Here is a 26,485-nt window from a genome sequence, read left to right as displayed (position 1 = left end):
AAGGGGCCAGGGGCTCATTGTGCGCCGCGCGCGACGGCATCCAGCTCGGGGCGTGCGGCGTCGGGGCGCACCTCGTACAGCCCCAGCTTGCGGTGCAGCGGGCTTTCGTCGGCGATGAACAGAAAGGCCGGCTCGGTCGTCGAGCGGTTGGCCAGCGTCACCGGCGTGTAGCCGGGGATGGCGCAGGTGTCGGCCTCGTCCAGCGTGTAGGTCGTGGCCGCGTGGGCCGCCCCGGCCGGGGCGTCGATGTGCACGGTGCTGCCGCCGTCGATCTGGTGCAGCACCATCGCGGGCGAGCGCGCCGGCAGCGCCAGCGTCTGGCCGGGGCGCAGCATCAGCGCGTGAAAGCCCAGGATCTGCTCGGCGTCCGCGCCGGACTCGGGGTGGACGTAGGTGACTTGCACGGCCTCCAGCGCAGGCTGGCCGGCGGCCAGCGTCTGCAGGGCGGCGCGCGTTTCGGCCCAGGGGTAGCGCAGCAGCGGATAGCGGGCGTGGCGGCCGTGGGGCGCCGCAAACAGCGGGCGCGGGCTGATGCCGGCGCGCACATGCGCCTGCTCGCCGTGCCGGCCATGCACCGCTTGGCGGGTGCCGTTTTCGTGGTAGCTGGCCTCCAGAAAATACACCAGCGGCAGGTCCAGCACGTCCAGCCAGACCACAGGGTCGCTGCCGTCGTGGCCGTGCTCGTGCCACAGGCCGGTGGGGGTGAGGATCAGGTCGCCGCGCGCCATCGGGCACTGCTCGCCGTCCACCGTGGTCCAGGCGCCCGTGCCTTCGACCACCATGCGAACGGCGTTGGGCGTGTGGCGGTGGCTGGGGGCCCATTCGCCGGGCAGCAACAGTTGCATGCCCAGGTAGATGGCGGCGCTGGCCTGCATGGCGTCCAGCCCGTGGCCGGGGTTGGCCAGCACCAGCACGCGGCGCTCGGCCTTCTCGATGGGGGTGAGCTCGCCCGCGCGCAACAGCAGCGGGCGGACGTCGCGGTAAGCCCAGTGCGTGGGGCGGGTGCGCTGCGCCGGCCGGTGCGGTGGCAGCAGCGCGCGCAGGCTGGGCCACAGCGGCACCAGGTTGCGCGCGCTGAGCGCCTGCCGGTAGTCCGGCGGGAGTTCGTCCAGGGTTCCGAGGGCGTGCATGGTGCGGCTCCGATTCGTTGGGGCGGTTCAGTGGGGGGCGGCCAGGCAGGTCTCCACCGTCCAGCCGTACAGCCACTCCAGTGCATCGTAAAAGCGCTGCGGCGAGCGGCCGCGCCACAGGTCGTTGCGCACCAGCCGCTCCACCCCCTTGGCGTGGTAGATGCGCCCCATCTCGCGGCTGGACAGGACGATGCGCGCAGTGCGCGCCACGCGCGAGCGCTGGTACAGGTCCAGCGCGCGGTCCCAGTCGCCGCCGCGCACGCGCAGGGCCTCGCCCAGCGTCACGGCGTCTTCCATCGCCATGCAGGCACCCTGCGCCATGTACTGCGTGGTCGGGTGGGCGGCGTCGCCCAGCAGCGTGGCGCGGCCAAAGCTCCAGCGATCGATCGGCTCGCGGTCGGCGGTGGCCCAGCGCTTCCAGCTCTTGGGCAGATCGATGAGCTGGCGCGGCAGCGGATGGATGCCCTGGAAGTAGCTCTGCACCTCCTCTTTGCTGCCTTCGGTCACGCCCCATTCCTCCGCCTGGCGGCTGTGGAAGGTGACGACCACGTTGTACTGCTCGCCGCCGCGCAGCGGATAGTGCACCAGGTGGCAGTGCGGCCCGGCCCACAGACTGGCGGCGTTCCATTGCAGGTCGCGCGGGAAGTCCGCCTTGTCCACCACCGCCCGGTAGACGACATGGCCGGTCACCCGCGCCGGATCGCCCACGTACTGCGCGCGCACCACCGAGCGCACACCGTCGGCGCCGACCAGCGCCTGGCCGCGCCAGCGCTGGCCGCGCTGGTCCTCTACCGTCACGCCGTTGCCGTCCTGCTCCACGCGCACGATGCGCGTGTCGGTGTGGAAGCGCACGCGATCGCTGGCTTGCACCCCTTCCAGCAACGAGGTGTGCACATCCACCCGGTGGATGACCGCATAAGGATTGCCAAAGCGCTCGCGGAAGGCCTGCCCCGTGGGCACTCGCCCCACCAGCGACGCGTCCACCGCGTCGTGCATGACCAGCTCGTCGATGTAGACGGCGCGCCCCCGGGCGCGCTCGCCGACGCCCAGCGCATCCATCGCCGAAAACGCGTTCGGGCCGAGCTGGATGCCGGCGCCGATCTCGCCGATCTGCGCGGCCTGCTCGAACACGAGCACCTCGTAGCCCTGGTTGGCCAGGGCCAGCGCGGCCGCCAGCCCCCCGATGCCGCCGCCGGCCACCAGCACCGGCTCCCGGGTCGTCGCATGTGTCATAGGGTCACCTTTGTGGGGAGTGGAGAGCAAATAATAAGTACACTGACGATTAGTGTAGCCGTAAAATCGAGGGCAGCACTTCGGGTTTACCCGCAATCCCCGGCCGACCCTCGCCACCCATGTCCGCCCCACTACTCGATGTCAACGCCCAGCCAGGCCACGCCATCCGCCGCCTGCACCAAATCGCCGTCGGCATCTTTTTGCAGGAGACGGCGGCGCATGGCATCACGCCGGTGCAGTACGCGGCGCTGCAGACGGTGCACAACGAGCCGGGCATTGACCAGCGCACCCTGGCCAGCCGCATTGCGCAGGACACGTCCACCACCGCCGGGGTGGTGGAGCGGCTGCAGGCGCGCGGCTGGTTGCAGCGCGAGCCGGATCCGGCCGATCGCCGCGCGCGCCGGCTGACGCTCACGCCCGAGGGGCAGGCGCGGTTGGCCGCCGTCGTGCCGGACATGCGACGTGCGCAGGCACGCATCCTGGCCCCCCTGGACCCGCAGGAGCAGGCGCAGTTCATGGCGCTGCTGCAGCGGCTGGTCGATGCCAACAACGAGCTCAGCCGCGCCCCGGGGTCGGTGCGACAATCGGGCGCATGAACGCGACCTCCGTTCCCGAACTGATGCAGCGGCTGGGCCAGCAGGCCCGAACCGCCTCGGCGGCGATGGCCCAGGCCAGTGCCGCGCGCAAAAACACCGCCCTGCGCGGCCTGGCCGCGCTGCTGCGCGCCCACGTCCAGCCTTTGCAGGCCGCCAACGCGCTCGATGTGGAGCGGGCCCGCGCCGCGGGCCTGAGCGAGCCGATGGTGGACCGCTTGAAGCTCACGCCCCAGGTGATCGAGACCTGCGCGCAGGGCTGCGAGCAGCTCGCCGCCATGCCCGACCTCATCGGCGAGATCATCGGCCTGCAGCAGCAGCCCAGCGGCATCCGCGTCGGCCAGATGCGCGTGCCCATCGGCGTCTTCGGCATGATCTACGAGAGCCGCCCCAACGTCACCATCGAGGCGGCGAGCCTCTCGATCAAGAGCGGCAACGCCTGCCTCCTGCGCGGCGGCTCGGAGGCCATCGACAGCAACCGGGCGCTGGCCGCCCTGGTGCAGCAGGCGCTGGAGGAAGCCGGCCTGCCGCGCGAGGCGGTGCAGCTCGTGCCCACCACCGACCGCGAGGCGGTGGGCCGCCTGATCGCGATGCCGCAGTACGTGGACGTCATCATCCCGCGCGGCGGCAAGGGCCTCATCGAGCGCATCAGCCGCGAGGCCAAGGTGCCGGTCATCAAGCACCTGGACGGCAACTGCCACACCTACGTCGACGACCCGTGCGACCTCGAGATGGCCGTGCGCGTCACCGACAACGCCAAGACGCAGAAATACAGCCCCTGCAACGCCACCGAGAGCCTGCTGGTGGCGCGCGGGGTGGCGGCGGCGTTCCTGCCGCGCATCGGCGCGGTGTTCGCCGCCAAGGGGGTGGAGATGCGCTGCTGCCCCGAGGCCAAGGCGCTCCTGAGCCGCGTGCCCGGCGCGGTGCTGAAGGACGCCACCGAGCAGGACTGGTCCGAGGAGTACCTGGCGCCGATCATCAGCGTCAAGGTGGTGGCCGGGCTGGACGAGGCGATCGAGTGGATCAACCGCTACGGCAGCCACCACACCGACGCGATCCTCACCACCGACCACCGCCACGCGCAGCGCTTCCTGCGCGAGGTCGATTCCAGCAGCGTGATGGTCAACGCCAGCACGCGCTTTGCCGACGGCTTCGAGTACGGGCTGGGCGCGGAGATCGGCATCTCCACCGACAAGTTCCACGCCCGCGGCCCGGTCGGCGTGGCGGGGTTGACCTCGCTGAAGTACGTGGTGCTCGGTGAGGGCGAGGTGCGGGGCTGAGGGAGCCGCGGGCGCAGGTCAGGGCGCCGGGGCCGGGTCGGCGATCAGCGCCTCGGCCGGGATGCCCAGCCCGCGGTGCAGCCGCCGGATCATCGGCAGCGTCAGCGCGCGCTTGCGGTTGAGGATCTCGTAGACGCGGTGGCGCCGGCCGATCAGTGGCTCCAGGTCGCGCGCCGTCAGCCCGGCCTGCTCCATGCGGAACTTGATCGCCTCCACCGGGTCGGGCGGGTCGATCGGGTGGTGACGCGCCTCATAGGCCTGCACCAGCGTCACCCACGCGTCCAGCCGCGCGCCAGCCGGGCTGTCCGGCTCGGGATCGTCGGCCATCAGGGCGTCGATCGCGCGCAGGGCGGCGCGGTAGTCGGCCTCGGTGCGGATGGGATGGATTTCCATGGCGTCCTTCCGTGCGTCGGGTCGTTCAGTCCGGCTCGTGGGTCTCGGCGTCGATGGCGTCGTACTGCGCATGCGTGCCGATGAACTTGACGTACACGATGCGCATCCGGTAGGCCACGGCCACCACGAGCCGGTAGTCGTTGCCTTTGATGTTGAACACCACCCGGCGGTTCTTGAGGATGCTGGCGTGGCGGTAGTGGGCCTTGACGTCGGCCGGTTGCGCCCAGTCGGCCGCCTTGACCTCCTCGACCCACGCGCGCAGCGGCTGTTCGGCATCGGGATAGCGCTGCCAGAAATCGCGCAAGGCAGAGACGGCGACGATGCGCATGGTTCCAGTATAGTCCCAGAACGGGATCATCGGTGGGGCTTGGTCGCCCACGCCGCCGCGCGCGGATAATCCCGCCATGGCAAGCAAACATCGTGTCGTCGTGGGACTCTCGGGCGGGGTGGACTCCGCGGTCAGCGCCTGGCTGCTGAAGCAACAGGGGCACGAGGTCGTCGGCCTGTTCATGAAGAACTGGGAGGATGACGACGACAGCGAGTACTGCTCTAGCCGGCAGGACTGGCTGGATGCGGCCAGCGTCGCCGACGTGATCGGCATCGACGTCGAGCACGTCAACTTCGCCGCCGAGTACAAGGACCGGGTGTTTGCGGAGTTTCTGCGCGAGTACGAGGCCGGCCGCACGCCCAACCCCGACATCCTGTGCAACGCGGAGATCAAGTTCAAGGCCTTCCTGGACCACGCCATGCGGCTGGGGGCCGAGAAGATCGCCACCGGCCACTACGCGCGCGTGCGGACGGTGGAGGCCGCCAGCGGCCGCGTGCTGGACGGCGACGAGGCCGCTAGCCTGCCGGCCGAGGCGGTGCGCCACGAGCTGCTCAAGGGGGTGGACCCGGGCAAGGACCAGAGCTATTTCCTGCACCGGCTGACGCAGGCGCAGCTGGCGCGGGCGCTGTTTCCGGTCGGACACCTGCACAAGCGCGAGGTGCGCCGCCTGGCGGCCGAGATCGGCCTGCCCAACGCGCGCAAGAAGGATTCCACCGGCATCTGCTTCATCGGCGAGCGGCCGTTTCGCGAGTTCCTGCAGCGCTACCTGCACGGCACGCCGGGGCCGATTGTCGACGACCAGGGACGCGAGATCGGCCGGCATGTGGGCCTGAGCTTTTACACGCTGGGCCAGCGCCAGGGGCTGGGCATCGGCGGCGTGCGCGGGCGCGACGAGGCCGCGCCCGGCGTGCACGCGCCGTGGTTCGTGGCGCGCAAGGACACGCAGCGCAACGCGCTGTGGGCCGTGCAGGGGCATGATCACCCGTGGCTGCAGTCTCGCTGGCTGCGCGCCGACGAGGCGAGCTGGATCGCCGGCGCGCCGCCGGCACCGGGCCGCTACGCGGCCAAGACCCGCTACCGCCAGGCCGACGCGCCGTGCACGCTGGCGGTGACGGAAGGCGGTGCTGCCGCCTTCGAGCTGCGCTTCGACGAGGCACAGTGGGCCGTCACGCCGGGGCAGAGCGCCGTGCTGTACGACGGCGAGGTGTGCCTGGGCGGCGGCGTCATCCACGCCGCCGAGGCCACCGAGCGGCCGCTGCCGCCGCTGGCAACTCGGCCCTCGAGCCGAGTCCCCTCCCGTCGCGGGCATGCCGGGGCCCACCCAATCATGCCCGCCGCAGCTCGCCGCTGAGGTCCGTGCCCGGCGCCACCGTGTTGAACACCGTGCCGTACTTGCGCACGTTGTCGTGCAGCAGGGCCAGCCGCCGGTCCGGCTCATCCGTGTCGACAATGATTTCGTAACGGATGCTGGCCATGCGGGGCGGCACGTCCTGCCGTACGCCGTGCAGGCGCACCTCCACGCCGCGCAGCTCGAACTTCAGGATCGGCGCCACGCGCTCGATACCCTTGATCATGCAGCCGGCCAAGGCGGCCAGCAGCAGCTCGGCCGGGTTGAAGGCAGCCGGGTTCCCAGCCAGATCGGTGTCGATGGCCAGCTCTGCCTGCTTACAGCGCGCCTGGCTGGCGTGCGCATCGAGCCGCTGGGCACGGACCTGAAATGTGAGCGGCGTGGGGGCATCAGCCATGACTGCCTCCGGTGTGGATGCGGCTCAGGGACGTAACCACTGCTCGACCTTGTCGCGCGTGGGGATGCCCCCAGCGTGCACCACCCGGTCGTCGACCACGACCGCCGGCGTGCTCATGACACCGTAGGCCATGATAGCGCGCAGATCCTCTACCTTTTCGAGCTGGATGGGCGCTCCCAGCGCCTGCGCCACCTGCTCGATCAGCGCCACCGTGTTGCGGCAGTTGGCGCAGCCCGAGCCGAGTACCTTGATGTTCGTCATGATGTCACTCGTGTTCCATTTCCAAGTAGGTGCGGTTGGCCAGTTGCGGCAGCCAGACCTCCGCGTGCTTCAGATGCCGGAAGGAGGCGGTGTCGAACGTGCGCACGGCCGTGGCCAGGTCCACCCCGTCGGTTACCGCCCGGCCCATGTGCGCCCGTAGCGCGCGCAGCAGATCCCCCGTGTCGCGCTGCGCCTGCGCCAGTGTGGTGACGCGGCCGTGGCCCGGCACCACCACGCGCGGCTGCAGGGCCTCCAGCGCCTCGAAGGTGGTCAGCCACGGCCGGCTGCGGCTGACCGCGTGCATGCCCAGCACTCGGTCGACGTAGACCACGTCACCGGTGAAAACCACGCCCGCCTGGGGCAACCAGACCATACTGTCGCCCGGCGTGTGGCCGCCACCGCGGTGGATCACATGCACAGCCACCCCGCCCAGGTCCAGCCGGGTGTCCGGCTCGCTGAGCCAGCGAGTCGGCAGCACCGGCTCGGTGCCGTCCAGCTTGTCCTTCAGTACCGGGGCCAGGGCACGCAGGTGCTCATGGCCGCGCGCCAGCATGTCGGCGCGGGCGTTGGCGTGGGCCATGATTTCGGCGCCTTGGGCCCGGAAGTACCCGTTGCCCAGCCAGCGATGGTCCTGCCCGCCGGTGTTGATGACCCAGCGGATCGGTTGCGGCGTGACGCGCCGTGCGGCCTGCTCGATGCGTTGCGCCGTCTTGCGGGTGGCCCCGCTGTCGATCAGCAGCGCCCCCTGGGGCGTGACGACCAGACCGAGATTGGCATTGAGGGCCTCGTTGTCGTAGGTGCGGCCTTCGGTGTCACCGACGTAGGCGTACACGCCCGGGGCCACCGGCTCGAAGGCCATCTCCAGCGCCTGCGCAGCGCGCGCAGCGACGGCTAGCGTCAGGCCTAAGGCGACTGCAGCCGCGCGGGTTGCCCACGCGTGCAGACGGCGTGGGCTTTTGGGTAGGCATGCCAACGAAATCTCCAAGGGGACCGTTACAGCACGGCATTGAACACGTAGCCAACAAGCAGGATCCCGCTCGCCACGACGGCCGCGAAGGTGGCGATCAGACGCGGCTTGAGCACCTTGCGCAGGATCACCATCTCCGGTAGCGACAGGGCGATCACGCTCATCATGAACGCCAGCACGGTGCCGAGTGCCGCGCCTTTGGCCAGCAGCGCCTGCACGATCGGTAGCACCCCCGCAGCGTTGGCGTACATTGGCACACCGATCAACACGGCCAGCGGCACCGACCACCAAGCCTCCTTGCCCATGACGGCGGCCATCAGATCCTGCGGCACCCAGCCGTGGATGCCCGCGCCGACCGCGATGCCTGCCAACACATAAGGCCAGACCTTGCCGACGACGGTGCGCACGGCCTGGCCGCCGGCGCGCACGCGCTCGGCCAGCGGCAGGCCACCATCGTCTACGCGGGCCTGCACGGATGGCATTTCGCGTACCCAGTCTTCCAGTTGATGCTCCAGACGCAGCACGCCCAGCACCCAGCCGGCGACGATGGCCAGACCCAAGCCCAGCCCCAGATACAGCGCGGCAATCTTCCAGCCAAACAGGCCAAACAGCAACGCCAGCGCCACCTCGTTGACCATCGGGGCCGCGATCAGGAACGAGAACGTCACCCCCAGCGGCACACCGGCCTGCACGAAGCCGATAAACAGCGGCACCGCCGAGCAGGAACAGAACGGTGTGACGATGCCCAGCATGGCGGCAAGCACATTCGCCCAACCGCCTCGCCGTCCGGCCAGCAATGCGCGCGTGCGCTCGGGCGTGAACCAAGTGTTGATCACGCCCATCACGAACACCACCCCGGTCAGCAGCAGCAGGACCTTGGGGGCATCGTAGAAAAAGAACTGCAGCGCGCGGCCCAGGTGATCGTCTCGCGCCACCGGCAGCGCGGCCACCAGCGCCTCGGACAGCGGCACTAGGCTCTGGTAAAGACCCCACCACAGCAGCGCGGCCAGCACCAGAAACAGGCGTGGATGTCGCCGGGGCAAATTCACAGCAGGGGCGTTCATCATGGTCGGGCAGATCCTGACAACAGGGGCATCTGATGCAGAAGACGCGTTGCCCCGCCAAAGGATGCACCCTGACGCCACATCAATCGCGGGGGGTGGTCGCACAGCAGACACGGCCGTCCGCATCGCGCTGCACACCGCACTGCCGGGTCAGGGCTTCGGCCAGTCGCAGACGTGCACGTCGCAGGCGTGCCTTGGTCGCAGGCAAACTGAGGCTGTGCGCGGCAGCGTAATTGGACTGTACGACGCCCTCCAGATCGCAGCGCCGCAGGATGTCGGCATCCTGGGGTGAGAGGGTGGCCAACCCCGCTTCCAAGCAGTCGGCCAGTGCGTCCACCGGGCTGGCCTGGTCGTCCAGCCCAGGTGATGCGAGAAACCCAGCCTGGTCATCGTCTGGCAGAGGATCATGCGCCCGCTGCCGACGCGTCCAATCCACCATGGCGTTGCGTGCCACTTGAAACAACCACGCGCGCGGTTGACGCAGCGCACAAAAGTCCCGTCCAGCCTGCAGTGCGCGCACGAACACCTCTTGCACCAAGTCCTGTGCGACGACCTCATCGTGCAGGTGGTGAGCCAGAAAGCGCCGCAGCTCGCGTTCGTGCGCCTGCCAGGCGCGCACGACACAGAGGTAGGGAGCGGCGGATGCTCGCGCGCCCGAAACCTTGACCCCAGTGCCATGGCGCATGAGCGTCCTCAAAACGGAATGTCGTCATCCATGTCTTCGAAGCCGCTGGCGGCCGGCGCGGGGGTCGTTTGCGGCGCGGGGCGGCTGGCCGGGGCCGAAGCGCTGCGTGCCGGGGCGGGGGTGGCAGCGCGCGGCGCGTAGCCCCCGTCCTCCGACGGGGCGCCCATGCCCTCGCGGTTGCCCAGCAGTTGCAGTTCGGTGGCGATGATGTCCACCGTGTTGCGCTCGATGCCATCCTGGCCGGTGTACTTGCCGTACTTCAGCCGGCCTTCGACGTAGACTGGCCGGCCCTTTTTCAGGTATTCGCCGGCGATTTCGGCCAGCCGGTCGTAGAAGGTGACGCGGTGCCACTGGGTGTCTTCGACCATCTCGCCGGAGTTGCGGTCCTTGCGCCGGCTGGAGGTGGCGATGCTCACGCTGGCCACGGGTTGGCCGGACGGCAGGTAGCGGATTTCGGGGTCGCGGCCGCAGTTGCCGACCAGGATGACTTTGTTGACCGATGCCATGGGGGTGTCCTCGAGGATGGGGCGATTGCCCAGGATTCGACCGATTGTGCCGCAATCGTCCCGGTGGCCCCATCCCCTGGGCGGGGGAGGGGAGCGGTCAGGTCTGCGGCAGCGCCGAGGGGGCGGCCGCAGGTGGCCGCAGGCCCCAACTGAGTACCAGCCACAGCATGCACAGCGCGGCGCCCAGGGCGAAGACGCCGGCGGCCCCGCCGTGGCGCATCAGCCAGCCGCCCAGGGCGCCGCCTGCAAACAGCCCCAGCGACTGCAGTGTGTTGTACACCCCCAGTGCGGCGCCCCGGGCATGGGTCGGCGCCAGCCGCGAAACCAGGCTGGGTTGACTGGCTTCCAGCGTGTTGAAGCCCAAAAAGAACACCAGCAGCCACACCCCGGTGATGAGTACGCTGCCGGCCTCGTGGCTGGCGGCCCACGCCAGTCCCCCTTGGGCGAGCACCAGCAAGCCGATGGCGCCGCGCAGCACCGCACCCAGGTGGCCGCGCCGCTCCAGCCGGAACAGCAGGCCGCCCATGATCAGAAACGACGCCAGCAGCGCCGGCAGATAGATCTGCCAATGGTGCGCCTTGTCGATCCCGGCGCTGACCAGCAGGCCGGGCACGGCCATCCACATCGCCATCTGCACCGTGTGCAGGGTCAACACCCCCACGTCCAACCGCAACAGGTCGGGGTGGCGCAGCACCGCGCCCAGCCCGCCCCGCGCCGGTGCGATCGATCGGGGGGGCTCCGCTGGCACCACCCACACCACGACCGCCATGCCGGCCAGCGCCAGCGCGCCCGTGAGCCAGAACAGCCCCCCGAGCCCAATCGCCGCCGCCAGCGGCGGGGCGGCGACCAGCGACAGGGCAAAAACCAGCGCGATGCTCACGCCCACCAGGGCCATGGCCTTGGTGCGCACGGCATCGCGCGTCAGGTCGGCCAACAGCGCGGTGACGGCGGCCGATATCGCACCCGCGCCTTGCAGCGCGCGGGCAAGGGTCAGCATGTCCAGCGTCGAGGCGGTTGCCGCCAGCACACTGCCCAGGGCAAACAGCGCCAGCCCCGTCAGGATGACGCGTTTGCGGCCCCAGCGGTCCGATGCCAGCCCCAGCGGAATCTGCAGCAGCGCTTGCGCCAGGCCGTACATACCCATGGCCAGCCCGACGCGCGCCGGGTCGTCCCCGCCGGGCAGTCGAGCCGCCTCCAGCGCAAAAACGGGCAGCACCAGAAACAGGCCCAGCATACGCAACGCGAAAATGCCCGCGAGCGCCAGACTCGCACGGCGCTCGCTTGGCCTCATGCGATCGGGGGAGGGGGGGGAGGACATGGCATCCACGTTGGCGGGGCGGTCAGCGACGGACCAGGAAAACCTGGGATTTTGCCGCACCCCGCTGGTGGGGTGGTCGCCGACGGGGCTTTTCGGGGGAAATCGCCGGGGGCGTCAGTCGTCCAGCGCCGACGACGACGCGGGCCGCCCATCGGCCGCCTCGGCGCGCAGCGCGCTGCGGTAGGCACCGCAACCCAGAATCAGCCCGTTGTCCAGCGGCACGACGTAGGAGGACTTGGCGCGCACCTGGCCGGTGACCGGGTTGATGATGTTGTACTCGACCCAGCCGCCACCCTGCGCGACGCGGTGGCGCACGTCGGCAAGGAAGGCCTCGGCGTCGATGCCGGGGGCGTCGTGCACGCGCGTGCCGACCTTGGCGCGGTCCAGTCCCATGACGCGGTAGGTGCCCTCCGGGTCCAGCACGAAGAGGTAGAGGTCGCGGTCGACGAAGGGGCCGTTCTTGTCGTGGAAGTCCTCGGCGGCGCGCTCGTAGCCGACCGCACGCACGTGCGCCAGCGCCTTCTGCACCAGTTCGTAGGCCTCGTCGGCGGTGCCCTGGCGCAGCTTCATGTGGTGCACGGCTTCGTCCAGGTCGCGGGTGCGCTCCATCAGGCGGTTGGCGCGGTGCGTGGTGCGCTCCACCATCGCGGAGTTCTCGTAGGTGACCTTGTCCAGGTCGCCCACCGCGGCCACCACCTCCGCCAGCGCCGTGCTCTGCTGGCGGCTGGCGTCGGCCATTTCGCCGATGCGCGCAGCGATGTCGCGGATGCCGCGCACCAGCACGTCCATGGCCTCGTGGACGGAGCGGATCTCTTGCACCGTGCCCTGCACACGCTCGGCCGACTCGGCGATCAGCTGGCGCACTTCGTTGGCGGCCTCCTGGCTGCGCTGGGCCAGCCGGCGCACCTCGGCCGCCACGACCGCGAAGCCCCGGCCGGCCTCGCCGGCGCGCGCGGCCTCCACCGCGGCGTTGAGCGCCAGGATGTTGGTCTGGAACGCGATGCCGTCGATGGTGCCGATGATCTCGGTCATGCGCTGCGAGGTGGCCTGCAGCGAGCCCAGCCCGCCGACGGTGTGCTGCATCAGCTCGCCGGCGCGCTCGGTTTCGCGGTTGAGCTCGCCGGTCAGGCGCCGGATGTCCTGCGCGCTGTCGGCGTTGGTTTGCACCGTTTCGGCCACCGCGCGCACGTTGCTGGTGGCTTGCTCCAGACTGGCGGCCTGGGTCTGCGTGCGGTCGGCGAGTTCCTGGCTGTCCTGCACCAGCTGCAGCCCCACGTGGCCCAGCACCGCCGCGGCGCTGCGCACGTCGGCCACCAGCTCCGACAGCGCCTGCAGCATGTGGCGCAGGCGCTGGCTCATGTCGGCCATCTCGTCGCGGCCGGGCAGCACGGCGTCGCCGGTCAGGTCGCCCTCGGCGGCGCGGTCGATCGCGTCGTTCAGGTGGTGCAGCCCGCCCACCGTGGCGCGGTAAAACGCCACCATGATGTAGGCCAACAGCAGCAGCACCACCGTGCAGCCGGCCGCGACGATGACGCTTTCGCGTTGCAGTTTGGCGCTGCGCTGGGCCCATTCGGCTTCCACGGCGTCGGCCAATTCGCGCTCCAGCGTGACGAGCGCGTCGATGGCGCGGGTGGCCTGCGCGTAAAACTCTTTTTTGTCCACCGTCATCGCCGCGGTCTTGAGGTGGGCGGCGGTCGTGCGCACCAACTCATCCGTGGCACTGCGGAAGGGGCTCCAGCCCGCGGGCACCTTGGCTCCGCGACGCTGCAGGGCATCCGCCCGCTCTTGCAGGGCGGGCAGCAGGGCCTCGATCTGGTCCGCCGCTGCCGCCTGCCGCACCATGTTGGAGATGATGACGGCGTCGGTCATGGCGTCCGGGTGGGTCAGCATGGCCGTGGCGCGGCCGCGCAACTGGCTGGCCAGCTCGCGCACCGGCGGCAGTCCCTCGAAAGCCAAAGCGGCGCGGTGCGCCGTCAGGGCGTCGGTGTCGCGTTGTACGCCCGTGGCGTCGCCGATCCAGCCGCTCAGACGCTGCAGTCGGGTCAGGGCCTGCGTGGCATCGGCGTGGCGGACGGATGCGGCGCGCTGGTTGTCCTTGAGCAGCCCCTCCAACTGCTCGCGCAAGGGGTTCCACAGGCCACCGGTATTCCACTCCGGATGGGCTTGCAGCCGCTCATGGACCGCTCGCAATCCGTCGGCGGCCCGCTGCGCGGCTTGATCCTGGGTGCCTTTCAGCGTTGTCTCACCGGCCGATACGACGTCGGCGGCGTCGCGCCAGTCTTGGACGGCGTGGATGAGGGTCTACACCTCCCGCATGGCGGTGATGCCGTCGCGGGCTTCTTCGGTGGTTTGCAAGGCGCGCCAGTTGTCGGCCACCAGCAAAAAAGCCACGATCAACATCGGCACCGCGACGATCGCTGCCATCCCGATCATCTTGATCGGCATCGACAGCCGCTGCAGCAGTGCCACTGCGGGGGTGAAGACGTTGCTACGCATGGTGTCGAGTATCGGTCAGAACGGGATCATGCCCGCTGCGAGAAAACACCAAGGAAACGTGACATTTCACCGGCGTTGGACCAGACGCCTCAAGCCAGCGCGGCGCGCATCTGGTCGATGACGGCCTTATAGTCGGGCTTTCCGAAGATGGCGCTGCCGGCGACGAAGGTGTCCGCGCCCGCGTCGGCCACGCGGCGGATGTTGTCGGCCTTGATGCCGCCGTCCACCTCCAGCCGGATGTCCTTGCCGCAGGCGTCGATGCGGCGGCGCGCCTGCTCCACCTTGCGCAGCGCACCGTCGATGAACGACTGCCCGCCAAAGCCCGGGTTGACGCTCATGATCAGGATCAGATCCAGGTCGTCGATGACCCAGTCCAGCACATCCAGCGGCGTGGCGGGATTGAACACCAGCCCGACCTGGCAGCCGCGCGCCTTGATGGCCTGGATGCTGCGGTGCACATGCGTGCTGGCATCGGGGTGAAAGCTCACCAGATCCGCTCCCGCGTCGATGAAGGCACTGGCCAGCGCGTCCACCGGCTGGATCATCAGGTGCACGTCGATGGGCACGCGCTGCCCGTCGGCGGTGCGGGCGTGCGGCCGCAGGGCCTGGCACACCATCGGGCCAACGGTCAGGTTGGGCACATAGTGGTTGTCCATCACGTCGAAGTGAATCCAGTCCGCCCCGGCGTCGATGACGGCACGCACCTCCTCGCCCAGGCGGGCGAAGTCGGCGGACAGGATGGACGGGGCAATGCGGTAGCGGTTCATGGCTTGGGGCGTGCGTGCGGGCGGGCGGGCGGGTGGATGGGTGGGCCCTATTGTGGCGCGATTCCTGGCCTTGCCGCTACCATCCGGCTATCCCAAAAGAAAAGGTGTGATGCCCCGATGACCGTCGCCACCCCGCTGCCGCCCCCTGCCCTGTTGGCGCCCGATCCGCGTGCTGGCCGCGTTGCGCTGCGGGTGTGGTTGCGGGATTGGGTGCGCTGGCTGCGCGGACTGCAGGTCGAGGTGCGCGCCGTGTTGGCCCGGCTGGATGTCTGGCTGAGCGCGCTGGAGGCCGACCCGGTCGCGCGGGGCCGCTTGGCGCAGGCGTGGCAGGCCTGGTCGGCGCAGGGCTTGGACTGGGCGCCGTTGCTGGCCGACGAAGGCATTGCCCGCCGGCCCGAGTTTTGGGCAGAGTTCGGACACCGACTGCGGCGGCGGTTGCTGCCAGTGTCGCCCGAGACGACCGATGTGTCGGAGTGGTTCGGCTGGGTGTTCGATGACCCCTTGGACGCGCGCTGGTTGGCCGCGATCCCGGCGCGCCAGGTGCAGCGCCTGGCCCGGCTGCTCGCGCCCGCGGACGGACCGCCCCTCTCGGCGGCGACGGTGTGGTGGCCCGCCCTGCTCGATGCCTTGGGCATCTGTGTCGCCCAGGTGGCGGTGGCGGGGTTCGAGCCCGAGCTGCGGCACCGCATGTCGGCGTCGGCGCAGCGCGGCCGTGCTTTCCACGATCTGGGTCGCCGACTCGATGCGTTGCGGGATGCGCTGGCCGCGCATGGGCGGGATGCCCCCGCCACCCGGGCCGCTTTGCAGGCCCTGCGCGACGGGCTGGACGAATGCCGCAGCGCGGCTTACACGGCCTATGCCCACTTGGATGAGCACGGCATTTCCACCGCCGTCGTGTTCCGCCTGCGCCAGTTGCGCGAGCGCGTGCTGCGTGCCAAACGCTTGCTGGATGCGCTGGCCAGCCCCAATGAGGAGCGGGCCGCCGTGCACCTGCTGGCGCGGCTGGTGCGCGCCAGCCACGAGGCGCGCCGCATCGGCCCGCTCGTGGCGCGCACGTCGCAACAGTTGGCGCAGCGCGTGGCCGAGCGCAATGCCGAGACGGGCGAGCACTACATCAGCCGCAACCGCGCCGAGTACCGTGCCATGCTGCGGCGCGCGCTGGGCGGTGGCGCCGTGCTCGGCCTGACGACGTGGAGCAAGCTGGCGCTGACCTCGCTCGGCCTGACGGCGTTTTGGGGTGGGCTGGTGGCGGGCCTCAACTATGCCGCGTGGTTCGTGCTCATCATGCTGCTGCATTGGACGGTGGCGACCAAACAGCCCGCCATGACGGCACCGGCGCTGGCCGCGCGGCTGAAGCATCTGCACAGCCGCGAGGCGGTGCTGCGCTTCGTCGACGAGGTGGCGCACCTGCTGCGTTCGCAGGTGGCGGCCATTGCCGGCAACCTGCTGGCGGTCATTCCGGCAGTGCTGCTGCTGGATGCGGCGGCGCGGCTCTGGCGCGGCGCGCCCCTGATCGGTGTGGCCAAGGCCGAGCAGATCCTGGCCGCCCATCAGCTTTGGGGGCCGACCCTGCTGATGGCGGCGGGCACGGGAGTGCTGTTGTTCGCCAGCAGCCTGATCGCCGGCTGGGCGGAAAATGCCTTCGTGCTCTACCGGCTGGACAGCGCGCTGGCGCATCACCCGGCCTGGGTGCGTTGGTTGGGGCCAGCGCGCGCCCGTCGCTGGGCCGCCTGGCTGCGGGCCAATGTCTCGGGGCTGGCGGCGAATGTCTCGCTGGGCTTGCTGCTGGGGTTGGTGCCCGCGCTGCTGGGGTTTTTCGGCATCGGTTTCGAAGTGCGCCATGTCACGCTGGTCACCGGGCAGCTCACCGCGGCGGTGGCGGCGCTCGGGCCCGACGCGCTGTTGCGTGGCGACGTCGCCTCGGCCGTGCTGGCGACGCTGCTGGTCGGGCCCATCAATCTGGCGGTGAGTTTTTATCTGGCGTTCCGGCTGGCGCTCAAGGCGCAGGGCATCAATGCCGTCAACCGCCAGCGCATCCAGCAGGCGCTGGCACACCGCTGGCGCAAAGCGCCCGGCAGCTTTTTGTGGCCGCCGGCGGACGACGCGCCGCCGCGCGCCTGAGCGCCGCGGGCCGGAACACCCACAGAAGGCCGATGCCCGATGGGCGAGTTCGATCTGATCCGCACCCATTTCTGGCGTGCCGCGGCAGCGCGGCCCGATGGCAGTGGTGTGCGCCTGGGCAATGGGGACGATTGCGCACTGCTGGCGCCCGCACCGGGCATGACGCTGGCGGTATCCACCGACATGCTGGTGGTGGGGCGGCACTTTCTGCCGGACGTGGACCCCGAGGCGCTGGGCCACAAAGCGTTGGCGGTCAACCTGAGCGATCTGGCGGCCATGGGCGCGCGTCCGTTGGCCTTCACGCTGGCCCTGGCGCTGCCGCAGGCGGATTCGGCCTGGATTGCAGCGTTGGCGCGTGGTCTGTTCGCGCTGGCCGATGCGCACGGCTGCACGCTGATCGGGGGGGACACCACGGCCGGGCCCCTCAATCTGTGCCTGACCGTGGTGGGCGAGGTGCCGGCGCAGCAGGCCAGTCGGCGCGATGCCGCCCGCGTCGGGGACGACGTGTGGGTCAGCGGCACGCTGGGCGATGCGCGGCTGGGCCTGGCCGTGCTGCTCGGTGAGCGCCCCGCGCCGCCCGGTGCCGAGCATGCGCGTGCCCGGCTGGAGCGGCCCACGCCCCGGGTGGCGCTGGGGTTGGCCTTGCGCGGCATCATCCACGCCGCGGCGGACATCAGCGACGGTCTGCTGAGCGATCTCGGGCACATCCTGGCCGCTTCCGGCGTGGCCGCGCGGGTGGATGTGGAAACGCTGCTCGGCTCGGGCGCGGTGCATCCGGCGGTGCGCGCCTTGCCCCTTGCGGAGGCGCTGCGCTGCGTGCTGGCAGGGGGCGACGACTACGAGCTGGTCTTCACCGCCCCGCCCGAGCGGCGCGCGGCCGTGCAGCGCGCGGCCGAACAGGCTGCCACCCCGGTGACGCGCATCGGCCACATCGTGGCCGGACCGCCCGCCGGCCATGTGCTGGACTCCGGCGCGGCGCGTGTGCACCTGTGCGACGCCCAAGGGCGGCCGTATCCACTGCCGCCCGGCGTGGCGCTGGGGGGGTTCGACCATTTCGCTACCATGCCGGTATGAGCACCGCCGTCGCGCCCCCCCTTCCGCCCACCGCCGACGATGCCCCGCCGCGCGATGCGGCGTCCGTCGTCCTCATCCGTGACGGGGTGCCGGGCTTGCAGGTGCTGCTGCTGCGGCGGCACCCCAACTCCCGCGTGCTGGGCGGGCTGTATGTCTTTCCCGGTGGCAAAGTGGATGCGGACGATGCCGCGCCCGAATGGGCCGCGCTGTTGGACCAGCCGCCCGCCGGACTGCCGGCCCGGCTGGGCGAGCCCGCGCTCACACCGGCTGCCGCGCAGGCGCTGTTCGTGGCCGCCGCCCGCGAGCTGTGGGAGGAAGCCGGCGTGGCCTTGGTGGATGCCCCGCTGCCCCGCGCCGCGGACGAGCTCGCCGAGGCCGCCCGTCCCTGGCGCGCACGGCTGGCCCAGGCCGGTGCGCGCTTGACCACGGCGGCGCTGCGCCCGTGGTCGCGCTGGATCACGCCGCGCCATCCGCCCGTGGGCACACCGCGGTTCGACACGCGCTTCTTCCTCGCCTGTCTGCCCCGGGGGGCGCAAGTCCGGCACGACGCCTTCGAGGCCAGCGACAGCGCCTGGATGACGCCGCGCGAGGCCCTGACCCGCTACTGGGCGCGCGAGATCGAGCTGATCCCGCCCCAACTCATGGGGCTGGCGCAGCTGGCCCGGCATACCGATGTCGCGTCGGCCTGGGCCGAGGCGGCCGACCGCCCGCCCCCGTGCATTCAGCCTGAGCAGTTTCGCGACGGGGAGCACCGCGCCATGTGCTACCCCGGCGACGAGCGCCACCCAGTGCGCGCCCGGGCGTTGCCCGGGCCGACCCGGCTGCGGCTGGTCGAGGGCCGGTTCGAGCCTTTCGATGGGTTCGAGGGGTGGTTCCGGTGAGCGCGTTCCCCGATGCCGCCGCGGCCCCGCCTGCCGTGCCGTCCGCCCGTTTCATGTTCGCGCGGCTGTCGCACCTGATCGCGCTGGGTTTCGGCGCCGGTCTGTCGCGGCTGGCGCCGGGCACCGTTGGCACCCTGTGGGCATGGGCGGCGTTTCTGGTCATCGATGCGTTGGCCGCCCCCGGGGACCGGGGGTGGGCGCTGCTCATCGGCGCGGCCTTGCTGCTGGGGTGGTGGGCCAGCACCGCCACCGCACGGCGCGCGGGCGTGGCCGATCCCAGCTTCGTCGTCATCGACGAGGTGGTGGCCTTCTGGCTCGTGCTGTGGATGGCGGCGCCGCATGGACTGTGGGGCCAGCTCGTGTGTTTTGCGCTGTTCCGCTTTTTCGACGCGGCCAAGCCGGGGCCGGTCGCCTGGGCCGACCGCGTCTGCAAGGGCACCGGTTGGCGCGGGGGCTGGGGCATCATGTTCGACGATCTGGTGGCGGCCTTTTGCACCCTGCTCGTCATCGCGTTGTGGCGCTTCGGCTTCGGGGGGTAAGGCAGTGAGTGCGCCCGCGGTTGCCGCCTCGCCGCTGCTGTGGCTGCCCCCCACGGTCTGGCCGCTGCTCGCCGAGTTGTCGGTCGCGCTGCTGGCGCGTCGCTGGCGCCTGGCCACGGCGGAAAGCTGCACGGGCGGGCTGGTGGCCGCGTGCTGCACGTCGCTGGCCGGCTCCAGCGATTGGTTCGAGCGCGGCTTCGTCACCTACTCCAACGCCGCCAAGGTGGCCGATCTGGGCGTGGACGACGGCCTGATCGCCGCCCACGGCGCGGTCAGCGAGCCGGTCGCGCAGGCCATGGCGCGCGGCGCTGCGGCTGCGGCGCAGGTGCAGGCGGCGCTGGCCATCACCGGCATTGCGGGGCCCAGTGGGGGCAGCGCCGCCAAGCCGGTCGGGACGGTCTGGTTTGGTTGGTGTGTGGACGGGCAAGTCCAGACGCAGTGCCAGCGTTTCGACGGCGACCGCGCCGCGGTGCGGGCGGCGGCCGTCGGGCATGCGCTGGCGGGCTTGCACAGCCGGGTCGTGGGGGCGGGCTGACGCCTCAACGCCCCCGCCGGCGGCTCAATTCGCCCCGCAGCAGCGCTTGTATTTTTTGCCGCTGCCGCAAGGGCAGGGGTCGTTGCGGCCGGGTTCGGCCGCCTTGCGTACCGTCTCGATCGGCGGGCCCAGCGAGCGCGCGATGTCGTGCAGGTCATACACCGCCCAGATGGCGTCGCCAAAGCGCTCGATCCGATCCGCGCTGACGGTGGGCGGTCCATCGTCGCGCACGGGGTTGACCGCAGGCTCGTCCTCGTCGGCCTCGAGCAAGGCCGCGATGGCCATCAGCGCGTCCTCCCAGTCGCGCCCCAGTTCCCGATCGCGCGGCGTGCGCCAGTCGTCGGGCCAAGCCTGCACCACATCCCAAAAGCCCACCGCCCAGTACTGCGCAAACGACGGCAGTGGCTCGTCGCCAAAAGACGCTTGAAACCGCTCCTGCTCCTCGGGCGGCAGTTCGGCCAGCACCGTGCGCACGTCTGTCAGATAGGGTTGCAGCGTGCGCTCGTCGTCCAGCGTCTCCACGGGGGCCTGCAGTGCGGCGGCGATTTCGTTCCAGCGGCGCATCCACAGCGACAAAAAGTCGCGCAGTTGCGCTTCGTCCCGGAAGGACGCCTTGCCAAAACCCGCGGCGTCCCCCGGTGCGCCGCCAAAGAGCACGGGGAAATACTCGCTGGGCGCGAGCGGACGGCGCCCGCAAATCAGCGCGGTCAGAAAGCCGTCGCAGTACTCCCACGAGGAGGGAATGCCGTCGCTGCGCTCGGCCAAGTCGTCCAGAATGCTCTCCAGCCGCTCGAAGTCGTCGTCCGACAGTGGCTGCGCCAAAGCGGGATCGGGGGTGTCCGGGGTGTTCATCCCCCAAGTGTAGGGCGCGGCGCCGTCGGTTAGACGGCCAGATCGATCTGTTGCAGTGTGCGCGCCGTGCCGGCTTCGGTCAGGTACAGCCCGCTGCTGCGCAGGCGCCCCGCGTCACCCAGCGCAAACGGCGTGGCGATGCGGCCCAGATACAGCGCGCCGACGCCAGCTTGCGCCAGCGTCTGCAGGCGGTCGCCCCCGTCGGCGCCGTCCCGTGTCCACACCCGCAGTTGCCCAAAGGCGGGGTCCGCCGCATCGATCCAGCCATTGCCGTCGCTGTCCAGGGCGGCCAGGTCGGCAAACCCGTCACCGCTCGTGGCACCGAACAACTCCCGACCGTCGTCGATGGCACCGTTGCCGTTGCGGTCCAGCGCCAGAAAGCCGCTGCCCGACGCGACGAAAGCCATCGATTCGGCCGTGCCGTCCGCGTCCAGGTCGAAGACGAAGCGCGTGTCGGTCAAGGACGGCGCTGCGCCGTCCAGCGAGAGCACCAGCGGGTCCTTCAGGCGCAGCGCGGCATCGCCCGCGCGCAGCGACAGCGTGCGCACGTCCACCGAGCTGCTTTGCAACTGCAACCCCAACCGAAAGTCGATCGTGCGGCCGTCGGTCAGCACCACCCGCCCGCTGGCCTGGAAGGCCAGGGACTGGGACTCGACGCGAATCTCGACCCGGTCGTAAGCCAGCCCCCACCCCACGGATGCGGGCGCTTCCCCCGCCGCGCCGTTCGGGCTGGCGGCAGACGGTACCCCACTCGGGACCTGGGCCACTGCCTCGGCGGATGCCGCGTCGGGCCAGTTTTCGGCCTGGAACACCCGCACGCGCAGGCCGGTCAGCGCCTCGATCATGTGCACCAGCGTGCGCAGGCGCGGATCCAGCGAGGCGTGTTCCGCCGCGTCCTCCGCGGCGCTCGGCGCATCGGGGACGTCGGGCGTTTTGGAGGGCTTGGCCTGCCGGGCGGCTAGGGCCTGGGGCGACAGTTCGACCTGTGCCGACGGTCGCGAGCCCGCCGCCGTGGAGGCCGGGACCCGGGTCGGTGGCGCGCCCCCGGCATCGCCCGGGCGTGGGCCGCGCCACGCCTGCAGCCGCTCGTGCAAGACGGTGGCCCGGGTTTGCTGCATCTGGCTGTGCAGGTGGATGGCGCTGTGAGCGATTTCCATGGCTGGGATATCGGCCCTGTCGCGCCCGCGCTGCAGTCGCCGCCGACGAACGGCGCTAGACTGGCCGCATGGACCACCCTGCTACCGTCGCCGCAAATGCCGGCGCCCCGTCCGGCGGTGCGCAGCGGCTGCCGGCCGACGCGCTGCGTCTGCGCATCGACCCGGCCACCCTGGGCTTCGAGGACACGGCGGAGCTGGCGCACGAGCCGCTGCCCTGGATCGGGCAGGAGCGGGCGCAAACCGCCGCCCGCTTCGGCCTGGCGATCGACCAGCCGCACTATCACCTGTTCGTGCTCGGCGAGGTGGGGACTGGGCGCTCCACCCTGCTGCAGCAGGAGATGCGCGCCGCCGCGGCCACCCGCCCCGTGCCGCCCGACCTGTGCTACCTGCACAACTTCGCCACCCCCGAGCGGCCGCGTGCGCTGCGCTTGCCTGCAGGCCAGGGGCGTGCGCTGCGCCAGCGCATGATCGAGTTTTGTCGCGTCCTGCAGGCCGAGATCCCCAAGCGCCTCAACGAGCCCAGCTTCAAAGCCGCGCTGTCCGCCTTGGAGAAGACCTACAGCGACCGCGAGGCCGAAGCCTATGCCGCCCTGTCCGCGTTCGCGCGGGCGCGGCACTTCGCGCTGCGGCGCGACAGCGGGCAGCTCATCTTCACCCTCATCGACGAGCGGGGCGAGCCGTTGACCGCCGACGCCATGGCCGCGCTCGATCCCGCGCGCCGGGTTGCCTACGACGAGGGCGAGCGCGAGCTGCGCGCCGAAATCCTGCGGTTTCTGGAGGTGACCGGCCCGCTGGAGCGCGCGTTGCGCGACGGCGTGGAGTCGCTGCGCCGGCAGGCCGTGCGTCCGGTGCTGGACCGCGAGCTCGACGCCATCCGCCAGGGCCTGCGCAAGCAGTTCAAGGACACGCGCAAGCTCGGCCAATGGCTGGACGCGGTCGAGCAGGATGTGCTCGACCACCTGGAGCTGTTCGAGCCCGCCGACCCCGAGGACGAAGACGACCGCCGCGACGCGCTGGAGCGCCGGCTGCAGCGCTACCGCGTCAACCTCGTGGTGGACAACGCCGAGACGGTCGGCGCGCCGGTCATCATCGAGAACAACCCCCTGTACCGGCCGCTGTTCGGCAGCATCGAATACCAGACCGACAACGACGTGCTGGTCACCGACTTCAGCCGCATCCGCGCCGGCAGCCTGCTGCGCGCGCACGGCGGCTTTCTGATGCTGCACCTGCGCGACCTGTTCGCCGACGACCTGGTGTGGGAGAAGCTGCGCCGCTTTCTGCGCAGCGGCCGGCTGCAGATCGAAGAGCCGGGCACGATGTTTTCGGCGCTGGCCACCACCTCACTCGAGCCCGAGTCGGTGGACGTGGACGTCAAGCTGGTGCTGATCGGCTCCAACGAGCAGTTCTACGCCCTGCAGGAAGGTGACCCCGAGTTTGCGCGGCACTTCCGCATCAAGGTGGACTTTGCCGAGACCTTCGGCGCCAACGACGCCACGCGGCGCGCCACCGGCGTCTTCGTCGCGCACACCGGCGCGCGCCTGGGGCTGCCGCCCTTTAGCGCGGCGGCCGTGGCGCGCCTGATCGAGGACAGCCACCGCGAAGCTGAAGACCGCGCGCGCCAGAGCGCCACCTTTGCGCGCACCGAGGCCCTGGCGGTCGAGGCCGCCGAAGTCGCGCGCCGCCGCGGCGCCCGCCGGGTGGAGGGCGAGGACGTTTGCGCCGCCATCGCCGCGCGCAACCGCCGCCACGACTACCCGGACGAGCGCCTGCGCGAAGCCGTGGCCGATGGCGACCGCCTGGTCCACCTGCACGGCGCGCGCATCGGGCAGCTCAACGGCCTGTCGGTCATCGACCTGGGCGACTACCGCTTCGGCCTGCCCATTCGGGTGGCTGCCCGCACCCTGCCAGGGACCGAGGGGCTGCTCAACATCGAGCGCGAGGTGGCCCTCTCCGGCCCCATCCACGACAAGGCCGTGCTGGTGCTGCACAGCTACCTGTCGGCCCTGTTCGCCCCCCTGGCCCCGCTGGCGCTGACCGCCTCCATCATGTTCGAGCAGGAGTACGCGGGCATCGAAGGCGACTCCGCCTCGTGCGCCGAGTTCTACGCCCTGCTGTCCTCGCTGTCCGGGCTGCCGCTGCGGCAAGGCATCGCCGTCACGGGCGCCATCAACGCCTTCGGCGAGGTGCTGCCCATCGGCGGCGTCAACGAAAAAATCGAAGGCTTCTTTCGCGTCTGCGCCACGGCCGGGCTGGACGGCAGCCAGGGCGTCCTCATCCCCGCGCGCAATCGCCGCCACCTGATGCTCGCCGACGAGGTCTGCGAGGCCGTCGCTGCGGGGCGCTTCCACGTCTGGGCGGTGGACCACGTCGCCGACGGCATGGCCCTGCTGACCGGCGTGCCCTTCGGCGCCGAAGGGGCCCGGGCCGTGGGCGGCGGCGTCGCCCCGCCGGACGACGCCTTCCCGCCCGACAGCGTGCTCGGCCGCGCCGCGGCCACGCTGGTCGCCTACCGCCGCGCCTGCCTGCGGGCGGGCAACCCGCGCGCGTGGCGGCGCAGGGGGTGAGGGTCTGCGGGCGGTTATACCCGCCCGGCGTCTGTTACATCCACCCCCGCGCGCGCAGCGTGTCGTTGACCAGGTTGCCCATCAGCGCGTTGGTGCGGGGCGTGCCGTGGAAGTTGTCCGAGAACACATAGCTGTTCCACCAACCCGCGCCCGCGCCGGCCGGCGCGGCAGCGGTCAGCGACGCCTCGGTGCAGGTTTGGATGCTGTACGTCGGCAAACCCCGGGCATCGGTCCCCGTGGCAGGGCATGCGGGTGAGGTCGTGTTGGTCAGGCCATAGGTTGCCGGTGAGGCCAGCCACTGGTTCAGGGCGCCGAAGAAGTCGACCACCGCCACCCGCGATTCGGTCGCAAAGCGCTGGGCCAGCCGGCTGTTGTAGGCGCTCACCCAGGCGCGGGCCGTCGTGGCGATCTGCTCGGCCATGGCCGCCCCCGTCGCGCCCCCGCCGCTGGATTGGGCGACGGCTGCCAGCAGCGCCAGGAAGCGCGGGGTGCGCGTCACGTCCGGCGCGTTGAGCACGACCACCCGTTTGGCCCCCTTGGCCAAGGCCTGTGCCTGCAGGGTATCGGCCAACTGATCGGCCAGCGCGGCCATATAGAGTCCGCCCGCCTGCGCGAGCCCGGCATTGCCCCCGGCCGCAGCCTGGGCGACTTGCGCGGGGCTGAGCAGCTCGCCCAACAGCGCCACATATGCCGCCCCACCGTCCGCCGAGGCGCCCAGATAGGCTCCGATCAGGTCGGCGGCGTCATTGCCACCTCCCACGACGAGCAGCACGTCCCGATCGCCGTAGGCGGTCGCCCCCAGATCGCGCAGTTGCTGCTGGATGGACAGCGGGGTGCTGTCCCCGGCCGTACCCGCGACATTGATGCGCGCACCCCCGACGGCGTGGCTGGTGCAGTGGGCCGCCGCCGGGTTGGCCGCGACGGCATTCGGCCCGGTGGCCGTGTAGCGCGGGCACAGTGGGCTCACGTCCACGGCGTCCGCCACGTGATCGACCCAGATCCGCGTCTGGGCCAGTGTCGCACCCTGCACCGTGAACTTGAACCCGAATGTCCCGGCATCGGCGAGGCTGTCGCCGGCCACCTTGAGCGCCGTCACATCGGAGCCACTGCCGCAAGCGGTCAACACGGCGGCCACGGCAACGGCGGTCAGGCGATGCATCCAGCGCGTGGGTGGCTCCTCCAAGGTAAATCCGAATACTGCATTGTAGAAATCCGTGCGCATGTCTGGATATTCGGGTTCTCCCTTGCAGTTTGTCGGGCGGGCGACATTGGGGCGTCGTTGCGGATGAAGTACCCGGTACATGTTGCCGCTTGGATGATCGCCCCCAATTTCCCGAAGGGTTGGTTCGTGCGGAGGTGTCGCGGGCATGCAACACGTGGGCGGGGCGGGCTCGAGCGATCAACCAATTGAATACACTTGACCCGGTGTCGCCAGTCTTTGCGGCACGCATCATCAACGACATGCAAGAAGGGAGGGGCATGTGAGTAAGCATGGCACAGGTATGCTGAAGGGTACCGGCGTCGTGAAGCCGCGCGCGGCGCGCTTGGCCTGCTGCAGCACCCATCTCGGCCGGGTGACGCAGCCGGTGAAACCGGATGAAGGCGCGGCACCAGTACACATAGGCCTCTTCGGTGCGCAGGCTGTAGTGCAGGGCGCGGATGCGCTCCCGCAGTTGATCGAGCAGCCGCGTCGATTTCAAAGACGGCAGTGCCTCACCGCGCCGTGGCGGCCTGCCCGCGGGCGGATGGGGGTCATGCATCTTGTTCTCTCCCTTGGGGCCCCCTTTCGGGGGGGATTGCCCACGCCCGCGCGCACAGGCAAAGTGCGTGGTACGAACGTTGCGCCAATTTGCATGAAATTTAGTACTGTACAAACATCCAGTCAATGCCTGGAAGCGCAGGCTGGGCAAGGCTTTGCGCCCGATCGAGCCGCCGGTGTTAGGGAGACAGCCGTCGGTGTTATGCAGCAGTTTTGCTCCCTATAACACGTTAGCTG

General features: G+C 70.6%; 25 protein-coding genes and 2 pseudogenes. 9 read left to right on the top strand and 18 right to left on the bottom strand.

Features of this window, described 5'->3' with window-relative positions; translation table 11 throughout:
* Positions 1 to 14: 14 nt before the first annotated feature.
* Both ACK4TH_RS03480 and ACK4TH_RS03475 read right to left on the bottom strand, forming a co-directional pair.
* Positions 15 to 1,130 (bottom strand): cupin domain-containing protein, encoded by a 1,116-nt coding sequence (locus ACK4TH_RS03480; RefSeq protein WP_409622728.1) that lies wholly within the window; start codon positions 1,128 to 1,130, stop codon positions 15 to 17.
* A gap of 27 nt (positions 1,131 to 1,157) precedes the next feature.
* Positions 1,158 to 2,363, bottom strand: coding sequence for a 3-hydroxybenzoate 6-monooxygenase (locus ACK4TH_RS03475; RefSeq protein ID WP_409622725.1), 1,206 nt, complete (start codon positions 2,361 to 2,363; stop codon positions 1,158 to 1,160).
* A 119-nt stretch (positions 2,364 to 2,482) separates the two neighbouring features.
* Here ACK4TH_RS03475 and ACK4TH_RS03470 point away from each other — a divergent pair, with 119 nt between their 5' ends.
* Together ACK4TH_RS03470 and ACK4TH_RS03465 are read left to right on the top strand one after the other, a co-directional pair.
* Positions 2,483 to 2,959 carry a MarR family winged helix-turn-helix transcriptional regulator gene (locus ACK4TH_RS03470; RefSeq protein ID WP_409622722.1) on the top strand — a complete coding sequence of 159 codons (477 nt, stop codon included), beginning with the start codon at positions 2,483 to 2,485 and terminating at the stop codon, positions 2,957 to 2,959.
* Entirely contained in the window at positions 2,956 to 4,236 is a 1,281-nt protein-coding gene (locus ACK4TH_RS03465) for a glutamate-5-semialdehyde dehydrogenase (RefSeq protein WP_409622719.1), read from the top strand. Before ACK4TH_RS03470 ends, ACK4TH_RS03465 begins: the two co-directional genes overlap by 4 nt.
* A gap of 18 nt (positions 4,237 to 4,254) precedes the next feature.
* Here the strand turns inward: ACK4TH_RS03465 and ACK4TH_RS03460 are convergent, their stop codons facing one another.
* Together ACK4TH_RS03460 and ACK4TH_RS03455 are read right to left on the bottom strand one after the other, a co-directional pair.
* A complete protein-coding gene (locus ACK4TH_RS03460; protein ID WP_409622716.1) occupies positions 4,255 to 4,629 on the bottom strand; it encodes a type II toxin-antitoxin system HigA family antitoxin in 375 nt (124 codons plus the stop codon).
* 25 nt (positions 4,630 to 4,654) lie between these two features.
* Entirely contained in the window at positions 4,655 to 4,957 is a 303-nt protein-coding gene (locus ACK4TH_RS03455; protein ID WP_409622713.1) for a type II toxin-antitoxin system HigB family toxin, read from the bottom strand.
* Between the two features lie 76 nt (positions 4,958 to 5,033).
* Here ACK4TH_RS03455 and mnmA point away from each other — a divergent pair.
* Positions 5,034 to 6,194 (top strand): annotated as a pseudogene (mnmA, locus tag ACK4TH_RS03450) (tRNA 2-thiouridine(34) synthase MnmA); the annotation flags it as partial.
* Positions 6,195 to 6,282: 88 nt separating this feature from the next.
* Here the strand turns inward: mnmA and ACK4TH_RS03445 are convergent.
* The 10 genes from ACK4TH_RS03445 to rpe all read right to left on the bottom strand — a co-directional run bounded on the left by ACK4TH_RS03445 (position 6,283) and on the right by rpe (position 14,766).
* Positions 6,283 to 6,702, bottom strand: a complete 420-nt coding sequence (locus tag ACK4TH_RS03445; RefSeq protein WP_409622710.1) for an OsmC family protein — start codon at positions 6,700 to 6,702, stop codon at positions 6,283 to 6,285.
* A 24-nt stretch (positions 6,703 to 6,726) separates the two neighbouring features.
* A complete protein-coding gene (locus tag ACK4TH_RS03440) occupies positions 6,727 to 6,963 on the bottom strand; it encodes a thioredoxin family protein (protein ID WP_409622707.1) in 237 nt (78 codons plus the stop codon).
* 4 nt (positions 6,964 to 6,967) lie between these two features.
* Positions 6,968 to 7,936 carry an MBL fold metallo-hydrolase gene (locus ACK4TH_RS03435; protein WP_409622704.1) on the bottom strand — a complete coding sequence of 323 codons (969 nt, stop codon included), beginning with the start codon at positions 7,934 to 7,936 and terminating at the stop codon, positions 6,968 to 6,970.
* Between the two features lie 20 nt (positions 7,937 to 7,956).
* Positions 7,957 to 8,994, bottom strand: coding sequence for a permease (locus tag ACK4TH_RS03430; RefSeq protein ID WP_409622903.1), 1,038 nt, complete (start codon positions 8,992 to 8,994; stop codon positions 7,957 to 7,959).
* Positions 8,995 to 9,076: 82 nt separating this feature from the next.
* Entirely contained in the window at positions 9,077 to 9,679 is a 603-nt protein-coding gene (locus ACK4TH_RS03425) for a sigma-70 family RNA polymerase sigma factor (protein WP_409622702.1), read from the bottom strand.
* 8 nt (positions 9,680 to 9,687) lie between these two features.
* Positions 9,688 to 10,185 carry a single-stranded DNA-binding protein gene (gene ssb / locus ACK4TH_RS03420; protein WP_409622699.1) on the bottom strand — a complete coding sequence of 166 codons (498 nt, stop codon included), beginning with the start codon at positions 10,183 to 10,185 and terminating at the stop codon, positions 9,688 to 9,690.
* A gap of 97 nt (positions 10,186 to 10,282) precedes the next feature.
* Positions 10,283 to 11,476, bottom strand: a complete 1,194-nt coding sequence (locus tag ACK4TH_RS03415) for an MFS transporter (RefSeq protein WP_409622900.1) — start codon at positions 11,474 to 11,476, stop codon at positions 10,283 to 10,285.
* 141 nt (positions 11,477 to 11,617) lie between these two features.
* The gene (locus ACK4TH_RS03410) at positions 11,618 to 13,693 is read right to left on the bottom strand and encodes a methyl-accepting chemotaxis protein (protein WP_409622696.1); all 2,076 of its coding nucleotides are present in this window, start codon (positions 13,691 to 13,693) and stop codon (positions 11,618 to 11,620) included.
* Positions 13,694 to 13,804: 111 nt separating this feature from the next.
* On the bottom strand, positions 13,805 to 13,999 hold the full coding sequence (locus tag ACK4TH_RS03405; protein ID WP_409622694.1) for a hypothetical protein: 195 nt from the start codon (positions 13,997 to 13,999) through the stop codon (positions 13,805 to 13,807).
* An 89-nt stretch (positions 14,000 to 14,088) separates the two neighbouring features.
* Positions 14,089 to 14,766, bottom strand: coding sequence for a ribulose-phosphate 3-epimerase (rpe, locus tag ACK4TH_RS03400; RefSeq protein WP_409622691.1), 678 nt, complete (start codon positions 14,764 to 14,766; stop codon positions 14,089 to 14,091).
* Positions 14,767 to 14,883: 117 nt separating this feature from the next.
* Between rpe and ACK4TH_RS03395 the strand changes: the two genes are divergently transcribed.
* From ACK4TH_RS03395 to ACK4TH_RS03375, 5 genes are read left to right on the top strand one after another with little or no spacing between them, the layout of a single operon-like run.
* Positions 14,884 to 16,887, top strand: coding sequence for a site-specific recombinase (locus ACK4TH_RS03395; protein WP_409622688.1), 2,004 nt, complete (start codon positions 14,884 to 14,886; stop codon positions 16,885 to 16,887).
* A 39-nt stretch (positions 16,888 to 16,926) separates the two neighbouring features.
* Positions 16,927 to 17,961, top strand: a complete 1,035-nt coding sequence (gene thiL / locus ACK4TH_RS03390; protein ID WP_409622685.1) for a thiamine-phosphate kinase — start codon at positions 16,927 to 16,929, stop codon at positions 17,959 to 17,961.
* A complete protein-coding gene (locus ACK4TH_RS03385; RefSeq protein ID WP_409622682.1) occupies positions 17,958 to 18,842 on the top strand; it encodes an NUDIX hydrolase in 885 nt (294 codons plus the stop codon). Before thiL ends, ACK4TH_RS03385 begins: the two co-directional genes overlap by 4 nt.
* Positions 18,843 to 18,895: 53 nt before the next feature.
* Positions 18,896 to 19,381, top strand: a complete 486-nt coding sequence (locus ACK4TH_RS03380; RefSeq protein ID WP_409622897.1) for a phosphatidylglycerophosphatase A — start codon at positions 18,896 to 18,898, stop codon at positions 19,379 to 19,381.
* A gap of 4 nt (positions 19,382 to 19,385) precedes the next feature.
* Positions 19,386 to 19,916 (top strand): CinA family protein, encoded by a 531-nt coding sequence (locus ACK4TH_RS03375; protein WP_409622679.1) that lies wholly within the window; start codon positions 19,386 to 19,388, stop codon positions 19,914 to 19,916.
* A gap of 24 nt (positions 19,917 to 19,940) precedes the next feature.
* Here ACK4TH_RS03375 and ACK4TH_RS03370 read toward each other — a convergent pair whose 3' ends face one another.
* Together ACK4TH_RS03370 and ACK4TH_RS03365 are read right to left on the bottom strand one after the other, a co-directional pair.
* On the bottom strand, positions 19,941 to 20,768 hold the full coding sequence (locus ACK4TH_RS03370; RefSeq protein WP_409622676.1) for a UPF0149 family protein: 828 nt from the start codon (positions 20,766 to 20,768) through the stop codon (positions 19,941 to 19,943).
* A gap of 29 nt (positions 20,769 to 20,797) precedes the next feature.
* On the bottom strand, positions 20,798 to 21,925 hold the full coding sequence (locus ACK4TH_RS03365) for a hypothetical protein (protein ID WP_409622673.1): 1,128 nt from the start codon (positions 21,923 to 21,925) through the stop codon (positions 20,798 to 20,800).
* 68 nt (positions 21,926 to 21,993) lie between these two features.
* On the opposite strand from ACK4TH_RS03365, the gene ACK4TH_RS03360 reads away from it, so the two are divergent.
* Positions 21,994 to 24,489 carry a Lon protease family protein gene (locus ACK4TH_RS03360; RefSeq protein ID WP_409622670.1) on the top strand — a complete coding sequence of 832 codons (2,496 nt, stop codon included), beginning with the start codon at positions 21,994 to 21,996 and terminating at the stop codon, positions 24,487 to 24,489.
* Positions 24,490 to 24,523: 34 nt separating this feature from the next.
* Here ACK4TH_RS03360 and ACK4TH_RS03355 read toward each other — a convergent pair whose 3' ends face one another.
* Together ACK4TH_RS03355 and ACK4TH_RS03350 are read right to left on the bottom strand one after the other, a co-directional pair.
* Positions 24,524 to 25,711: an SGNH/GDSL hydrolase family protein gene (locus tag ACK4TH_RS03355; RefSeq protein WP_409622667.1), complete on the bottom strand. Its 1,188-nt coding sequence runs from the start codon at positions 25,709 to 25,711 to the stop codon at positions 24,524 to 24,526.
* Positions 25,712 to 26,030: 319 nt separating this feature from the next.
* Positions 26,031 to 26,249: pseudogene (locus ACK4TH_RS03350) on the bottom strand (phage integrase N-terminal SAM-like domain-containing protein); the annotation flags it as partial.
* Positions 26,250 to 26,485 lie beyond the last annotated feature (236 nt).

This window comes from Tepidimonas sp. (assembly GCF_046292505.1).
Lineage (GTDB): Bacteria > Pseudomonadota > Gammaproteobacteria > Burkholderiales > Burkholderiaceae_C > Tepidimonas.
Note: the sequence above shows the minus strand (reverse complement) of the source record. Positions and strands in the feature narration are given on the sequence as shown.

Excerpts from the sequence above, each read along its gene's own strand:
- ACK4TH_RS03480 (WP_409622728.1), bottom strand. The coding sequence starts at position 1,130 with ATGCACGCCCTCGGAACCCTGGACGAACTCCCGCCGGACTACCGGCAG.
- ACK4TH_RS03475 (WP_409622725.1), bottom strand. The coding sequence starts at position 2,363 with ATGACACATGCGACGACCCGGGAGCCGGTGCTGGTGGCCGGCGGCGGC.
- ACK4TH_RS03470 (WP_409622722.1), top strand. The coding sequence starts at position 2,483 with ATGTCCGCCCCACTACTCGATGTCAACGCCCAGCCAGGCCACGCCATC.
- ACK4TH_RS03465 (WP_409622719.1), top strand. The coding sequence starts at position 2,956 with ATGAACGCGACCTCCGTTCCCGAACTGATGCAGCGGCTGGGCCAGCAG.
- ACK4TH_RS03460 (WP_409622716.1), bottom strand. The coding sequence starts at position 4,629 with ATGGAAATCCATCCCATCCGCACCGAGGCCGACTACCGCGCCGCCCTG.
- ACK4TH_RS03455 (WP_409622713.1), bottom strand. The coding sequence starts at position 4,957 with ATGCGCATCGTCGCCGTCTCTGCCTTGCGCGATTTCTGGCAGCGCTAT.
- ACK4TH_RS03445 (WP_409622710.1), bottom strand. The coding sequence starts at position 6,702 with ATGGCTGATGCCCCCACGCCGCTCACATTTCAGGTCCGTGCCCAGCGG.
- ACK4TH_RS03440 (WP_409622707.1), bottom strand. The coding sequence starts at position 6,963 with ATGACGAACATCAAGGTACTCGGCTCGGGCTGCGCCAACTGCCGCAAC.
- ACK4TH_RS03430 (WP_409622903.1), bottom strand. The coding sequence starts at position 8,994 with ATGAACGCCCCTGCTGTGAATTTGCCCCGGCGACATCCACGCCTGTTT.
- ACK4TH_RS03425 (WP_409622702.1), bottom strand. The coding sequence starts at position 9,679 with ATGCGCCATGGCACTGGGGTCAAGGTTTCGGGCGCGCGAGCATCCGCC.
- ssb (WP_409622699.1), bottom strand. The coding sequence starts at position 10,185 with ATGGCATCGGTCAACAAAGTCATCCTGGTCGGCAACTGCGGCCGCGAC.
- ACK4TH_RS03415 (WP_409622900.1), bottom strand. The coding sequence starts at position 11,476 with ATGAGGCCAAGCGAGCGCCGTGCGAGTCTGGCGCTCGCGGGCATTTTC.
- ACK4TH_RS03405 (WP_409622694.1), bottom strand. The coding sequence starts at position 13,999 with ATGCGTAGCAACGTCTTCACCCCCGCAGTGGCACTGCTGCAGCGGCTG.
- rpe (WP_409622691.1), bottom strand. The coding sequence starts at position 14,766 with ATGAACCGCTACCGCATTGCCCCGTCCATCCTGTCCGCCGACTTCGCC.
- ACK4TH_RS03395 (WP_409622688.1), top strand. The coding sequence starts at position 14,884 with ATGACCGTCGCCACCCCGCTGCCGCCCCCTGCCCTGTTGGCGCCCGAT.
- thiL (WP_409622685.1), top strand. The coding sequence starts at position 16,927 with ATGGGCGAGTTCGATCTGATCCGCACCCATTTCTGGCGTGCCGCGGCA.
- ACK4TH_RS03385 (WP_409622682.1), top strand. The coding sequence starts at position 17,958 with ATGAGCACCGCCGTCGCGCCCCCCCTTCCGCCCACCGCCGACGATGCC.
- ACK4TH_RS03380 (WP_409622897.1), top strand. The coding sequence starts at position 18,896 with ATGTTCGCGCGGCTGTCGCACCTGATCGCGCTGGGTTTCGGCGCCGGT.
- ACK4TH_RS03370 (WP_409622676.1), bottom strand. The coding sequence starts at position 20,768 with ATGAACACCCCGGACACCCCCGATCCCGCTTTGGCGCAGCCACTGTCG.
- ACK4TH_RS03365 (WP_409622673.1), bottom strand. The coding sequence starts at position 21,925 with ATGGAAATCGCTCACAGCGCCATCCACCTGCACAGCCAGATGCAGCAA.
- ACK4TH_RS03360 (WP_409622670.1), top strand. The coding sequence starts at position 21,994 with ATGGACCACCCTGCTACCGTCGCCGCAAATGCCGGCGCCCCGTCCGGC.
- ACK4TH_RS03355 (WP_409622667.1), bottom strand. The coding sequence starts at position 25,711 with ATGCGCACGGATTTCTACAATGCAGTATTCGGATTTACCTTGGAGGAG.